This window comes from Bifidobacterium primatium, assembly GCF_002802875.1.
Classification (GTDB): Bacteria; Actinomycetota; Actinomycetes; order Actinomycetales; family Bifidobacteriaceae; genus Galliscardovia; species Galliscardovia primatium.
This window is the reverse complement of sequence record NZ_PEBI01000003.1, coordinates 71188-86437: the sequence shown is the minus strand read 5'-3', so window position 1 is coordinate 86437 and position 15250 is coordinate 71188. Positions and strand designations below refer to the sequence as shown.

The 15250-nt window shown below is 60.8% G+C and carries 11 protein-coding genes; all 11 read left to right on the top strand.

Annotated features, from left to right (window positions below):
• Positions 1–179: 179 nt before the first annotated feature.
• Positions 180–3128 (top strand): excinuclease ABC subunit UvrA, encoded by a 2949-nt coding sequence (gene uvrA, locus CS006_RS06415; protein WP_100510997.1) that lies wholly within the window; start codon positions 180–182, stop codon positions 3126–3128.
• An 8-nt stretch (positions 3129–3136) separates the two neighbouring features.
• Complete coding sequence (uvrC, locus tag CS006_RS06410) at positions 3137–5476, top strand: excinuclease ABC subunit UvrC (RefSeq protein ID WP_207760014.1); 2340 nt, start codon at positions 3137–3139, stop codon at positions 5474–5476.
• Between the two features lie 76 nt (positions 5477–5552).
• Positions 5553–6446, top strand: a complete 894-nt coding sequence (locus tag CS006_RS06405; protein WP_100510995.1) for a shikimate dehydrogenase family protein — start codon at positions 5553–5555, stop codon at positions 6444–6446.
• Positions 6446–7369 carry an RNase adapter RapZ gene (gene rapZ, locus CS006_RS06400; protein WP_100510994.1) on the top strand — a complete coding sequence of 308 codons (924 nt, stop codon included), beginning with the start codon at positions 6446–6448 and terminating at the stop codon, positions 7367–7369. The genes CS006_RS06405 and rapZ overlap by 1 nt, the downstream gene beginning before the upstream one ends.
• A gap of 197 nt (positions 7370–7566) precedes the next feature.
• Positions 7567–8523: a DNA-binding protein WhiA gene (gene whiA, locus CS006_RS06395; RefSeq protein WP_100510993.1), complete on the top strand. Its 957-nt coding sequence runs from the start codon at positions 7567–7569 to the stop codon at positions 8521–8523.
• Positions 8524–8668: 145 nt separating this feature from the next.
• Complete coding sequence (locus tag CS006_RS06390; protein WP_100510992.1) at positions 8669–9877, top strand: phosphoglycerate kinase; 1209 nt, start codon at positions 8669–8671, stop codon at positions 9875–9877.
• A gap of 77 nt (positions 9878–9954) precedes the next feature.
• On the top strand, positions 9955–10755 hold the full coding sequence (tpiA, locus tag CS006_RS06385; RefSeq protein ID WP_100510991.1) for a triose-phosphate isomerase: 801 nt from the start codon (positions 9955–9957) through the stop codon (positions 10753–10755).
• Between the two features lie 98 nt (positions 10756–10853).
• Complete coding sequence (gene secG / locus CS006_RS06380; protein ID WP_100510990.1) at positions 10854–11102, top strand: preprotein translocase subunit SecG; 249 nt, start codon at positions 10854–10856, stop codon at positions 11100–11102.
• 88 nt (positions 11103–11190) lie between these two features.
• A complete protein-coding gene (locus tag CS006_RS06375; protein WP_100510989.1) occupies positions 11191–12030 on the top strand; it encodes an HAD family hydrolase in 840 nt (279 codons plus the stop codon).
• A 232-nt stretch (positions 12031–12262) separates the two neighbouring features.
• Complete coding sequence (locus tag CS006_RS06370; protein WP_100510988.1) at positions 12263–13819, top strand: aminotransferase class I/II-fold pyridoxal phosphate-dependent enzyme; 1557 nt, start codon at positions 12263–12265, stop codon at positions 13817–13819.
• Between the two features lie 262 nt (positions 13820–14081).
• Positions 14082–15245 carry a pyridoxal phosphate-dependent aminotransferase gene (locus tag CS006_RS06365; RefSeq protein WP_100510987.1) on the top strand — a complete coding sequence of 388 codons (1164 nt, stop codon included), beginning with the start codon at positions 14082–14084 and terminating at the stop codon, positions 15243–15245.
• Positions 15246–15250: the final 5 nt, after the last annotated feature.

Here is a 15250-nt window from a genome sequence, read left to right as displayed (position 1 = left end):
AAAAACATCCTGTCAAGGGTGTTTTTGGAGAGTTAATCTACTCGTCTTCCATTCGGCATGAAGTCGGAATAGAAACGCTTTCACCCTTATCGAACAGCTGTTCGAAAATGCCGCTGCGATGGGGTATTCTGGAATGCGGTAAAAAACGCGGTGAGCGGACGATGCAGACAGGGGAGACGATGGCAGGCGAAACCAGCAGCGTTACCGACGACGGCTCCGTCGTGTGGCTTCACGACGGCAGGGAACAGGACGGCACATTGGTCGCCGACCTGTCCGCCGTTCCCAACGATCGCAAGATCGTGGTGCAGGGCGCACGCGAGCATAATCTCAAGAACGTCGATCTCGCCTTCCCCCGCAATAGGATGGTCGTGTTCACCGGACTTTCCGGATCGGGAAAGTCGTCGATGGCGTTCGACACTCTGTTCGCCGAGGGGCAGCGTCGGTATGTGGAGTCACTGTCCGCCTACGCACGGCAGTTCCTCGGCCAGATGGACAAGCCCGACGTCGACTTCATCGAAGGTCTGAGTCCCGCCGTCTCCATCGACCAGAAGACCACGAACCGCAACCCGCGATCGACGGTCGGCACCATCACCGAGGTGTACGACTACCTTCGACTGCTGTTCGCCAGAACGGGCGTGCCCCATTGCCCCGAATGCGGCGAACTGGTCACGGCGCAGACGCCGCAGCAGATCGTGGATACGCTGATGGCCCGGCCGGAACGGACGCGATTCCAGATTCTTGCACCCGTGGTGCGCGGCCGCAAGGGCGAATTCGTGGAGATGCTGGAACTATTGCGGTCCGACGGCTACGCCCGTGCACTCATCGACGGCAAGATGGCACAGCTTTCCGACGACATCAAACTCGTCAAGCAGAAGAAGCACACCATCGAGGTGGTCGTGGACCGTCTCGTCATCAAGGACGGCATCCGGCAGCGTCTCACCGATTCCGTCGAAACCGCGTTGAAACTCGCCAACGGCGTAGTGGTCGCCGATTTCGTGGATATGGACGAAAAGGATCCCGCACGCCGTCAGCCGTTCTCGGAGAGGCGCAGCTGCCCGAACGGCCATCAGCTGGAGCTTGACGAGATCGAACCCCGCACGTTCTCGTTCAACGCACCGTATGGCGCATGCCCGGTATGCACCGGCCTGGGATTCAAACTGGAAATCGATCCCGAGCTGGTCATCTCCAATCCGGAGAAGTCGCTCGCCGAAGGCGTCATCGAGCCGTGGTCGAACACGAAGACGACGTCGCAGTACTACGGGCACGTGCTCGAAGGCCTCGCCGACGAGATGGGCTTCTCCATGGACACCCCGTGGAAGGACCTGCCCGAGGATGTGCGCCAGTCCATCATGTACGGCCATGACTTCAAGGTGCGGGTCTCGTACCGAAACCGCTGGGGACGCCTGCGCGAATACTCCACCGGTTTCGAGGGCGTGGTGCGCACGCTCATGCGCCGCCATGACGAAACCGACTCGGATTCGATGAAGCAGTACTACGAATCGTATATGCGCGAAGTCCCCTGCCAGGAATGCGGCGGCAAGCGACTCAAGCCCGAAGTGCTGGCCGTGACAGTGGGCGGCAAATCCATCTTCAACGTGTGCGACATGCCCGTGCGCAAGGCGCTGGCATGGGTGAACGGTCTGCGCCTCACCGGTTCGGCCGCCATGATCGCCGGCGAGGTGCTCAAGGAGATTCGCGCGCGCCTGGGATTCCTCAACGACGTCGGTCTCGACTACCTGACGCTCTCCCGCGCGGCGGCCACCCTCTCCGGCGGCGAGGCCCAGCGCATTCGTCTGGCCACGCAGATTGGTTCGGGGCTGGTAGGCGTCATGTACGTGCTCGACGAGCCGTCCATCGGCCTGCACCAACGTGACAACGAGCGTCTTATCGAGACGCTGCATCATCTTCGCGATCTCGGCAATACGCTGATCGTTGTCGAACACGATCAGGAGACCATTGAGGAGGCCGACTGGCTCGTCGACATCGGTCCCGGTGCTGGCGAGCATGGTGGCGAGGTCGTATACTCCGGCCCCGCGAACCATCTCGTCGACGCGAAGCGGTCCATCACCGGTGATTACATCGCCGGCAGACGTGCCATCGAGGTGCCCGCTCGCCGCCGCAAGGTGCGCAGGACGAAGGCGCTCACCGTGGTGGGGGCCCGCGAGAACAATCTCAAGAACCTCAGGGTGAATTTCCCGCTCGGCGTGTTCACCTGTGTGACCGGAGTCTCCGGCTCCGGCAAGTCCACGCTGGTGAACACCATCCTCTATCCGGTGCTCGCCGACAGGCTCAACGGCGCCCGCATCGTGCCGGGCAAGCATACCCGCGTGGAAGGCGTCGACCAGCTGCGCAAGGTCATCCATGTGGACCAGAACCCCATCGGACGCACCCCGCGATCCAACCCCGCCACCTATACCGGCGTGTGGGACAAGATTCGACAGCTGTTCGCCAAGACCCCGGAGGCCCAGGTGCGCGGCTATGGTCCGGGACGTTTCTCGTTCAACGTGAAGGGCGGTCGCTGCGAGGCCTGCCACGGTGACGGCACGCTGAAAATCGAAATGAACTTCCTGCCCGACGTGTATGTGGATTGCGAAGTCTGCCACGGCCAGCGCTACAACCGCGAGACGCTTGAAGTGAAGTACAACGGCAAGACCGTGGCCGACGTGCTCAACATGCCCATCGAGGAGGCCGCCGACTTCTTCAATGCGTATCCGTCCATCGCCCGTTATCTCAACACGCTCGTGGACGTGGGACTTGGTTACATTCGGCTCGGACAGCCCGCGCCCACGCTTTCCGGCGGCGAATCCCAGCGTGTGAAGCTTGCCACCGAACTGCAGAAGCGCTCCGACGGCAAGACCGTGTACATCCTCGACGAGCCCACCACCGGTCTGCATTTCGAGGATGTGCGCAAGCTGCTCGGCGTGCTGCAGAGTCTTGTCGACAAGGGCAACACGGTCATCGTGATCGAACACAACCTCGACGTGGTCAAGTCGGCCGATTGGATCATCGACCTCGGTCCCGAGGGCGGTGACGGCGGTGGCACCATCGTGGCCGAGGGCACCCCGGAACAGGTCGCCGAATGCGAGGAATCCTGGACCGGACGATTCCTCAAGCCCATGTTGAAATAGGAGGGCGCATGGCTTCGGGAATGCTGGAACGGCACTCGTCCGACGTATGGCAGAAGGCCGCCGACGACATCCGCCGCGAGCAGTCGCACTGGAATCGAGCCGTCGATGAGGTGAACCCGGCCGACGGGAAACGACGGACGAACATCAACGGGGCGCCCCTGCTCGGCGACTCGCGCGACCTGTTCCGTCCGAAGACCGGTGACATCCCCGCCGAACCAGGCGTGTACAAGTGGCGCGATGGCGAAGGACGCGTGATCTACGTAGGCAAGGCCAAGAACCTGCGCAACCGGCTTACGAACTACTTCCAGCCGCTGTATCAGCTGCATCCGCGCACCCAGACGATGGTGCTCACCGCCCGCAGCCTCGAGTGGACGGTGGTCGGCACCGAGTTGGAGGCGCTGACACTGGAATACACCTGGATCAAGGAGTTCGATCCACGATTCAACGTGGTGTTTCGTGATGACAAGACCTACCCCTATCTCGCCCTGTCCATCGGCGAGGAGTATCCACGCGTCTGGATCACCCGCAGCCGCAAGCACCGCGGGACCCGGTACTTCGGCCCATATGCGAAGGTATGGGACGTGCGGCAGTCGCTCGACAGGCTGTTGAAGAGCTTCCCCGTGCGCACCTGCACCGCCAGTGCCTTCCGTAAGGCGCAGCTGACCGGACGCCCCTGCCTGCTCGCATCGATAGGCAAATGCTCGGCGCCGTGCATCGGGCGCATCTCCGCCGATGAGCATCGCACGATGTGCGAGCAGCTCGTCGGGGTGATGACCGGACGGCTCGGCAAATCATATATCGCGCAACTCACCTCCGACATGAAAGCGGCGAGCGACGAACTCGAATTCGAGAAGGCGGCCCGCATCCGAGACCAGATCGCCATGCTCGGCACGGTGCTGCAGCAGAACGCCGTGGTCTTCGGCACCGACGTGGACGCCGACGTGTTCGGTTTCGATTCCGACGAGCTGGAGGCGAGCGTGCATGCGTTCTTCGTACGGGCGGGAACCATCCGCGGCGAGAAGAGCTGGAGCGTCGAACGTGTGGAGGATGTGAGCGACGACGAGCTGATGGCCGATCTCATCACCCAGGTGTATTCGGACGTGATGGGGGAACGGGACGCCGCATCATCGTCGATCGACTCCGGGCACATGGAGTCTGCGGTGACGGTTTCGGAGCGTCGCAACGCCATCGGTTCGACCCAGAGCGTGACGGCCACAGACGTCACGGCCCGTGCCCAGGCGACCAGGTCACGTAACGCCCGGCAGGAGCAGACGGGCCGAGACGATCTGCTGGCACCCATCGCACCGGTGCCGAGGGAGATCATCGTCCCCGTCGAGCCGGCGCGCCGAACCGAACTCGAGCAATGGTTGAAGGGCGTGCGTGGGTCCGCGGTCACCATTCGCATGGTTTCGCGCGGTGAGAAGAAGGACCTCATGGACCGTGCCATGGCCAATGCCAGGCAGTCGCTGCAACGCAGCAAGATGAGCCGAATCAAGGATGTCGGCATGCGTACCGAGGCCATGAACGACGTGGCCCGCGCGCTTGGTCTCAAGCAGGCCCCGCTGCGCATCGAATGCTACGACATCTCCAATACCGTGGGCGGCATCTACCAGGTGGCGTCGATGGTGGTGTTCGAGGACGGCATCGCCAAGAAATCCGAATACCGACGTTTCGCCATCCGCGGAAAGGACGGCAAGGGCGCGGTGGACGACACGACGGCGCTGTATGAGACCCTGACCCGCAGGTTCCGTCATGGCAACATCGCGGGGGACACCGGGGAGAGCATCGACAATGAACGCCGCATCGGCAAGGCCGGCGAGGCCGCGGCGGAATCCGGTGCCGGCATGACGGATGCCTCGCAGATCGTGCAGCAGAACACGAATCATCGGCATTTCGCCTACAAGCCGAATCTCATCGTCGTCGACGGCGGCCAGCCGCAGGTCGCAGCCGCCGCCCGAGCGATGGCCGACTGCGGAGTGGACGACGTCGCTCTGTGCGGGCTGGCGAAGCGGCTTGAGGAGGTCTGGGTGCCGGATGACGACTATCCCGTCATTCTCAAGCGGCAGTCCGAGGGCATGTATCTGCTGCAGCGGGTGCGTGACGAATCCCACCGTTTTGCCATCACCTATCATCGCGAGACACGTAGCAAAGGCGGTCTGAGGTCGGCCCTCGACGCGATTCCCGGCATAGGGCTGTCCTATCAGAAAAGGCTGCTCGCCCGCTTCGGATCGGTCAAGGCCATGCGCGAAGCCGGAATCGAGGAGCTGATGGAGGTTCCCGGCATCGGGCGGAAGAAGGCCCAGACGATATACGACTCGCTGCATGATGAACGCGCGGGCGGCCTATAAGCGCGAAGATGGAACCCCGATATGCGATGGTACGTCCATGAGCTAGCATGAGAGCAGAGAAGCAAGGAGCACACCAGTGACAGAGATCAGACATCGCGCCGCCGTATTGGGCAAGCCCATCTCCCATTCCCTTTCCCCGTTGATTCACAACACGGCATACAAGGCCATGGGGCTGGACGACTGGTTCTACGACAGTCACGAAATCGACGAACGGTCGCTCGCCGATTTCGTCGGCGAACTTGATTCGAGCTGGCACGGTCTGAGTCTCACCATGCCGTTGAAGAAGACCATCATGCCCATGGGCGAGCCGGCCAACCGCTGGGCGGAAAAGCTCGATGTGGCCAACACGGCCGTGTTCGACTGGTCGGCGGGCGCCTCCAACCCGCGCATCCGTCTGTACAACACCGACGTCGCCGGAATCAACCTCGCGCTGACCAACGCGATGAAGCGACATCACGTATCCGTGCCCGATGAGGTCCGTTCCAACGGTCTGATCATCGGCAGCGGATCCACGGCCACGTCGGCGATAGCCGCTCTTTCCACCATGCAGATCCAGCATGTGACCATCGCCGCCCGGCACCCCGAGAAGGCCCATGCCCTGGCGCCGCTTGCCCAGAGCTTCGGAATGAGTGTGGATGTCATTGCCATGGGGCAGATTCCCGAAGCCGTGCCGAACATCGGCATCGTCATCAGCACTCTGCCGTCCCGCGCGGCCGACTCCACCGCCGTGAAGCTCGAACGACTGCGGAAGGGCTCTCTTCCCGGGGTCCTGCTCGACGTGGTGTACAGTCCACGACCGTCCGAACTGATTCGCGTCTGGCGCCAGCTGGGAGCCGCCGCAGTGGGCGGTGAGGAGATGCTGCTCTATCAGGCCATACCGCAGATCGCCTACATGACGGGCACGGATTTCGATAAGCTGCCGCCCCATCTGGATTCCACCATCAGGGCGGCTCTGGAGGAGGTGCTGTGATGACCGGAACATCGCTCGCCGGCATCGGCAATGAAGAGGAGAAGCCCCAGCCGGCAGATGAATTCGAGGTGCTGCTGATCACCGGCATGTCCGGTGCGGGCCGTTCGCGTGCTGCGGACAGCATCGAGGACATGGGATGGTATGTGGTCGACAACCTTCCCCCGAACCTGCTGGTGCCGCTTGTCGATATGATGACCTCGTCCGGCTCGAAGGTGCATAAGCTCGCCGCCGTCATCGACGTGCGTTCCCGCGCGTATTTCGACGATCTCGCCCAGGTCTTCAGCCATCTCGACGATCTGGGCGTCAAGTACCGCATCCTGTTTCTTGACGCGGCGGACGACGTGCTCATCCAACGCTACGAGTCCGTCCGGCGGCCCCACCCGCTGCAGCACGGACGACGGCTCATCGACGGCATCGAGGAGGAGCGCACGCTTCTGGCGAACCTCAAGGAACGCGCGGACGTGGTCATCGACACCTCATCGCTGAGCATCCATGAACTGTCCACCAAGCTGTACGATGCGTTGCTCGGCACCGGGCCGACGACCGTCGCCGTGCACATATTCAGCTTCGGATTCAAATACGGCGTCCCGCTCGACGCCGATTTCGTCGCCGACGTGCGATTCCTCCCCAACCCGTTCTGGGTTCCGCAGCTGCGCGAGCTCAACGGCAACGACAAGCCGGTGAGCGACTACGTGCTGTCGAGCGAGGGAGCCAAGGAGTTCCTCGACTCCTACACCGCAGCGATTCTCACGGCGATACGCGGGTACTCTCGCGAGGACAAGCATTTCGTCACCATCGCCATCGGATGCACCGGCGGCCAGCACCGCTCGGTGGCCATGAGCAACGCCCTTGCCGCACGTTTGCGCTCACATCAGCTCAATGTCACCGTTTCCGCCCGAGAGCTGAAAAAACGGCACCAATGAGCGTTGGAAAAGGAGCATCGCAACCGTGTAATCACGGCAGTCTCACATCCTGAAATGTTCCCGCTCCAGCTGAAATTACCCCCTATCTTTGTCCACCGAGTTAGGTAACACAGATAGCCGGTACACAAACGTTTTTCCCTCCTGGGAAAGGAATGCGAACCAACATTGAAGCTGTACAACTTAAAGGAGGTTGGCTCTTGGCTCTGGTAGATGAAGTCAAAAGCGAACTGGCCGCGATCGACGACGAACTGCCTGCCGCCAAGAAGGCCCAGGCGGCCGCGATGATTCGATTCGGCGGCGGCCTGCACCTTATCCAACGTCATATCGTGGTGGAAAGCCAGTTTGATTCACTGGCGGCAGCTCAATGGCTCCAGCGCACCATCCAGGAGGTCTACGGTCACGAGGCCGATCTCATCAAGGTCGCACGCAAGACGCCGACCGGCACCGTGGAACGCTATTCGGTGCGCGTGCTCAAAGCCGGCGGCGCACTGGCCCTGCAGTCCGGTCTGCTGGACCGTCGCAAGCGTCCGGTCCGCGGCCTTCCCGCCGAAATCGTCTCGGGCAACATCGCCCAGGTCAAGGCCGCATGGCGTGGTGCGTTCCTCGCCCACGGCGAGCTCTCCGATCCAGGCAAGGCGAGTTATCTGGAAATCGTATGCCCCGGTTCCGAGGCCGCCCTGGCGCTGGTCGGCGCCGCACGGCGCCTGGGGATCACCGCCAAGGCCCGTCAGGTGCGCAGCTCCGAACGCGTGACGCTGCGCGACCCCGACGTCATCGAACGTATGCTCACCCTGATGGGAGCCACCCGCACCGCCCGCGAATGGAGCGGCAAGCGCAACGACGGCGAATACCGCGGCAAGGCCAATCGCCTGGCGAACTTCGACGATGCCAATATGCGTCGCAGCGCCAAGGCCGCCGTGGAGGCGAGCGAGAAGGTGCAGAAGGCGTTCAAGATTCTGGGGGATGACATCCCGGAGAATCTGCGTGCCGCCGGTCAGCTGCGTCTTGACCATCGCGACGCCAGCCTCGAGGAACTCGGACGCCTCGCCGACCCACCCGTCACCAAGGATGCCATCGCAGGCCGCATCCGGCGCCTGCTGCAGCTCGCCACCAAGGTGGAGAAGCAGCGGGCCGAGGCCGAGCAGAACCAGTGACCGAAGTTTTTCGCGGCCCGGCTTTTCGCGACACCGTGAAAAGCCGGGCCGGAATGTTTCGGTTTATCCCTTCGGCAAGGTAATATTCCAAGTGGCGCAGGTGAAGCAGGAATGCGGTCGTGCGCCGCAGCAGGAAAGGATATCAATGAAAACTCTTAAGGATCTCGGAAATCTGCAGGGTAAGCGTGTGCTGGTCCGCGCGGACTTCAACGTCCCGCTGGACGGCACCACCATCACCGATGATGGCCGTATCAAGGCCGCCCTGCCCACGATCAAGGCTCTGCGCGAACAGGGTGCCAAGGTCATTCTGATGGCCCACCTCGGTCGTCCGAAGGGCAAGGTCGTTCCCGAGCTGAGCCTCGCCCCGGTCGCCAAGCGTCTGGGCGAACTGCTGGGAGTCGACGTGCCGCTGGCCAAGGACACCTACGGTGAGGACGCCCAGGCCAAGGTCGCCGCCATGAACGACGGTGATGTGGTGCTGCTGGAGAACGTCCGCTTCAACCCCGAAGAGACCAGCAAGGATCCGGAGGTTCGCGCCCCGTACGCCAAGAAGATCGCCGCCCTTGGCGACGTCTTCGTCTCCGACGGCTTCGGTGTGGTCCACCGCGCCCAGGGCTCCAACTACGACGTGGCCGCCGATCTGCCGGCAGCCGCCGGTCTGCTGGTGGAGAAGGAAGTCACCGCGCTTTCCAAGGCCACCGAGAACCCGGAACGTCCGCTGACCGCAGTGCTCGGCGGCGCCAAGGTCGCCGACAAGCTCGGTGTCATCTCCAACCTGCTCGGCAAGGTCGACCGCCTCATCATCGGCGGCGGCATGGCCTACACCTTCCTCAAGGCCCTCGGCCATGAGGTCGGCAACTCCCTGCTCGACGAGAGCAACATCGAAACCGTCAAGGGCTACATGGAGACCGCCAAGAAGAACGGCGTCGAGCTGCTGCTCCCCGTCGACGTGGTCGTCAACCCCGGCTTCCCGGCCGGCGACGACGCGGTCATCGACCCGAAGGTCGTCGCCGCTGACTCCATCCCCGCCGACGAAGAGGCCCTGGACATCGGTCCGGAGACCCGCAAGCTGTTCCACGACAAGATCGTCGATTCCAAGACCGTCGTGTGGAACGGCCCGATGGGTGTGTTCGAGGTTCCGACCTTCGCCGAGGGCACCAAGGCCGTGGCCGAGGCTCTGGTCGATGCCACGCATGCCGGTGCGTTCACCATCGTCGGTGGCGGTGACTCCGCTGCCGCCGTGCGCAACCTCGGTTTCCCGGAGGATGGCTTCTCGCACATCTCCACCGGTGGCGGTGCTTCCCTTGAGTTCCTCGAGGGCAAGACCCTGCCCGGTCTGAGCGTTCTCGACTAGTATTTTCCTGTTATTCGACTCCCATTGCCGGATTTGCGCCGACGCGATGGGAGTCGAATCTTTACCAAAGGACCTTCATGACTCGCATTCCCGTGGTAGCCGGCAATTGGAAGATGAACTTCGATCATCTCGAAGCCACGTATTTCGTGCAGAAACTGGCTTGGACACTGCGAGACGCCCATTTCGGATTCCGTCACTGCGAAGTGACGCTCATGCCTCCGTTCACTTCGATACGAAGCGTGCAGGTGCTTATCGAGGCTGATCGCCTGAAGCTGACCTATGGAGCCCAGGCGGTTTCGGTCACGAATCAGGGCGCGTTCACCGGCGACGTGTCCGCGGACATGCTTGCCAAGCTCGGTTGCACCTATGTGCTCGTCGGTCATTCGGAACGCCGTAAATACCATCCCGAGGATGACGCAAACATCGTCGATCAGGTCCGTGCCGTACTGGCGGCGGGAATGAAGCCCATCCTGTGCGTCGGCGAGAGTTTCGAGGAGCGCCGTCAGGGCATCGAACTGGAATTCGCCGTCGGCCAGGTGCAGGATGTCATCCGCGATCTTTCCGATAAAGAGGCGGAGCAGATGCTCATCGCCTACGAACCGGTCTGGGCCATCGGCACCGGCATGGTGGCCACGCCGCAATCCGCTCAGCAGGCGGCTGCGGCAATACGCTCCCATCTCACCGATGTATATGGTGCTTCGGTGGCGGAGCGTGTCCGCATCCTATATGGCGGATCGGTCAATTCCTCAAACGCCACGCAGCTCATGATGGAGGGCAAGGATATCGACGGTTTCCTCGTCGGAGGCGCTTCACTTGACGCAGAGGAGTTCGCGACCATTGCGCGACTGACGTCCAAAGCCGCTGCGGCCCGTCGCTGACATGCATGATGCATCGCATGTGCGAATGCAGCGAATATCCAACTATTATCCCGACTGTACGGTATGGTTAGTCACAGTAATATTTCCCGGAGGTAATCGTGGCCATTCTCAAGATTGTTCTTGAAATCATCGTCGTCATCGCAAGCATTTTGCTGACGTTGCTCATTCTTATGCACAAGGGCAAGGGCGGCGGCCTTTCTGATATGTTCGGCGGCGGCCTCACCGCCAATGCCGGCACCTCCGGCGTCGCGGAGAAGAACCTGAACCGTCTTACCGTCATCGTCGCCCTGATCTGGGTCGCCATCATCATCGCCTTGGGTCTGATGGCCAAGTACGGTCTCGCCTGATTCATAATCATCGGATTACATCCATCCCGCGGATTCATTCATCCGCGGGTTTTTCTTTTTCAATCCACCAATCGCATAAGGAACCATCATGGCCGATAACGTCCGGATGATAGTCGCCGATCTTGACGGCACGCTGCTGCATGACGCCGATACGTTCGAGGGCAGGTTCATCACCCAGAACACCATCGAAACCATAACGCGCCTGCATGATAGGGGAGTGAAGTTCGCCATCGCCACTGCACGGCCGGTCAGCACCGCAACATATTTCGTCGAACGACTTCCAGTCGACGCATGCGTATATCTGAACGGGGCGCTACTGGATTTCGATCCCGAGAACTCAAGTCCGTCGCTACTGACCAGCGGAGTGATTCCCGAAGACGGGCATCTCATCAAAGTCGGGTTCTCCGCAAGACGAGCATGCGAGGTCTGCCGGTTCATCCTGGAACGATTCCCCGGCATCCGCATCGGCATCGTCATGAACGACATTCGATATACGAACTTCGATGTGCGGGAGCTTTGGAAGACCCAGACGTTCCGATACACGGATTTCACCGATGTTCCCGAGGGTATCGCCGACAAGATCATCATTCTGCCGAAGCCGGAACAGTGGCATGAGCTCCGTTCGCTGATTCCGCCGGATTTTTCGGTGAGCATCAGTGAAGGCGTGATGTGGATGCTGATGAACCCTCAGGCCAACAAGGAGCATGCACTGAATCTACTCTGCGAACGATTGGACATTCCGCTGACCGCAACGGCCTCCTTCGGTGACGACCTCATCGATATCGACATGCTGAAACAGTCGGGGACAGGTGTTGCCGTGGCCAACGCCAATCCGAAGGTCCTGACCATAGCGGATGAAATCTGCCGAGCAAACAATGAAGACGGCGTGGCCCAATGGCTCCAGCAGAAGTTCAATCTCGTTATGTAAAATACACTTTCGCAGGTTTTCGCGTCTTGCGAAAACCTGCTTGGAATACTACGTAGTCTTCATGGAAGTTCAAATGCGGAGAGAGTACCTCGATTTAGTTCAAGTTCAATATTGAACTTCTTGAAACCATGTAAAGCACCTGTTTTTGAACTGCCGTTTTGAACTTGCAGCATCTCGTGTTATTGTGTACTTCGGTTACAGTCTTGAACTCGATTTTGAACCAAGGAGAGCCATGAGTGAGGCAAGCTTCGCTTCCCGATTGAACTCCGCAATGTCGCTGCGGCATATGAAGCAGGTGGATTTCGTGCGGGCGGCCAACGGCAGCGGAATCCGTCTCGGGAAGAGCCACATCAGCCAGTATGCCAGTGGAAAGACCACTCCACGGCCCGACATCATGCGCTTCCTCGCCGATACATTGAACGTACGCGAGGACTGGCTCTCCGGCGAGGACGTACCCATGGAACGCGAATCCGCCGAGCCGAAGCCGGAATCCCCTCGGCGCACCGCCGACGGCTCCACATTGAACCTTCATGCTTCCGTTTCCGAATCCGCATCCTCTCCGAAAGGGCATCCCATGCGCCGCTTCAATAAGTCCACCAAACTCGACAATGTGCTCTATGACGTCCGTGGACCGGTGGTCGACGAGGCCGCCCGCATGGAGGCCACCGGCACGCACGTGCTCAAATTGAACATCGGCAATCCGGCACCATTCGGCTTCCGCACGCCTGATGAAGTCATCTACGACATGGCGCATCAGCTGCCCGAATGCGAAGGCTACTCCGCCTCCAAGGGACTGTTCTCCGCGCGCAAGGCCATCATGCAGTATGCGCAGCTGAAGAATCTGCCCAACGTCTCCATCGAGGACATCTACACCGGCAACGGCGTCAGCGAGCTCATCAACCTGTCGATGTCCGCCCTGCTCGACAACGGCGACGAGGTGCTCATCCCCAGCCCCGACTACCCTCTGTGGACCGCCTGTGTGAACCTGGCCGGCGGCACCGCCGTCCACTACCTATGCGACGAGCAATCCGAATGGTATCCGGACATCGACGACATGCGTTCCAAGATCACCGACAAGACCAAGGCGATCGTGGTCATCAATCCGAACAACCCCACGGGCGCACTCTACCCGAAGGAGGTGCTCCAGCAGATCGTCGACCTTGCGCGCGAGCACCAGCTCATGATCTTCTCCGACGAGATCTATGACCGCCTGGTCATGGATGGTCTACAGCACATCTCCATTGCGTCGCTTGCTCCTGACCTGTTCTGCGTAACATTCTCCGGTCTGTCGAAGTCCCATATGATCGCCGGATACCGCGTGGGCTGGATGGTGCTGAGCGGCAACAAGAACGTGGCCAAGGACTACATCGAAGGCATCAACATGCTTACGAACATGCGCATCTGCTCGAACGTGCCGGCACAGTCCATCGTGCAGACCGCGCTCGGCGGCCATCAGAGCGTCAATGACTACATCGTTCCGGGAGGCCGCATCTACGAGCAGCGCGACTACATCTACAATGCGTTGAACTCCATTCCCGGCGTGACCGCGGTCAAGCCGAAGGCCGCGTTCTACATCTTCCCGAAACTCGACGTGAAGAAGTTCAATATCAGCGACGACGAGCAGTTCGCGCTCGACCTGCTGCACGACGAACGTATTCTCATCACACGCGGCGGAGGGTTCAACTGGCATGAGCCGGATCACTTCCGCATCGTCTACCTGCCGCGCATCGAGGTCCTCAAGGACGCCACCGTCAAGCTCACCGAATTCCTCAGCTACTATCGACAGTAGGCATTCACGACAAGACCGGACGTTCACCGAGGCATGCGTCATTGACATTGGAAATTTCAATGACGCATGCCCGAGATGCTCACGCCCCTCGACAAGCCAAACTGGTTCCTGCGTCGCCTGGGGGCTCGTGGCGGCCCAAGGCGATGACATTCCTGGAGACGAAGCGACGGCTCTGTCCCGCGATGGATGATCCTTGCCGGACTTCGGAAACAATGACGTGGATAGAATGGGCTGAATTCACCGTCGATATCGGGGGAGTGTCATGCCTGAAATATCCCAGCGTGCCCAAGAGGCGTTGTATCCCAGCGTTCGTGAGATGTTCGAAATGGCGGCGACGGAGTCGACCGCCATTTCATTCGCGATAGGGGAGCCGGGGTTCGACACGCCACGGCCGATTATCGATGCGGCATATGCAGCGGCCTCGCAAGGCGACACCCACTACACGCCGAATCGTGGCGCGAGGAACTTGCGCGAGGCATGGTGCAGGTATCGACTTGACCATGACGGCCTTGACTACGATGCCGATGGCGAGATCATCATCACAACGGGCGGCATGGAGGCAATCTATCTGGCGCTGATCGCCACGCTGGATATCGGAGACGACATCCTCATCCCGGATCCTGGCTACGCCAACTATTTCGGTCAGGTTCGTATGACGCACGCAAACGTCGTGCCCGTACCGTTGTTCGCCGATAACGGATTCCGTATGCGCGCCGCGGATGTCGAATCGGCGATTACCCCACGGACCAGAGCACTGTTGCTGAACTCACCGTCGAATCCCACCGGCGCAATCATCAATCCCGACGAACTCGCCGCCATCGCCGAAGTGGCGGTGAACCATGATCTGTGGGTGATCAGCGATGAAGTGTACCGGGCCTTCGTATACGACGATGATGTCCGGTGCCTGTCCATCGCCTCCATGCCAGGGATGAAGGAACGGACCATTGTGGTGGATTCGTTCTCGAAGACGTTCGCCATGACCGGATGGCGCATCGGCTGCGCGTTCGGCCCGAAACCAATCATCGACCAGATGACCATCATGCAGGAGAACGTCGTATCCTGTGTGCCCGGCGCATTGCAGACCGGAGCTGTCGCCGCACTGGACGATGGCTCGGATATTTTGGACACCATGAAAGAGGCGTATCGGAAGAACCGCGACATGGTCGTGTCCGCCATCGCCGACATGCCGTTGGTGAGTTGCAACGTTCCGGACGGCGCGTTCTATGTGCTGGTGGATGTCTCCGCCACGGGCATGGACGATCATGAGTTCGCCGTACGGTTGCTGCATGAGGGCAAGGTCGTGGTCACTCCGGCGTCGGGATTCGGCTCACGCGGCAGGGGATTCGTACGAATATCGTACGTGGGCACGGCCGAGGATACCACCGAGGGACTACGTCGCATGCGCGTATGGCTGACGTCTCTTTAAGTATT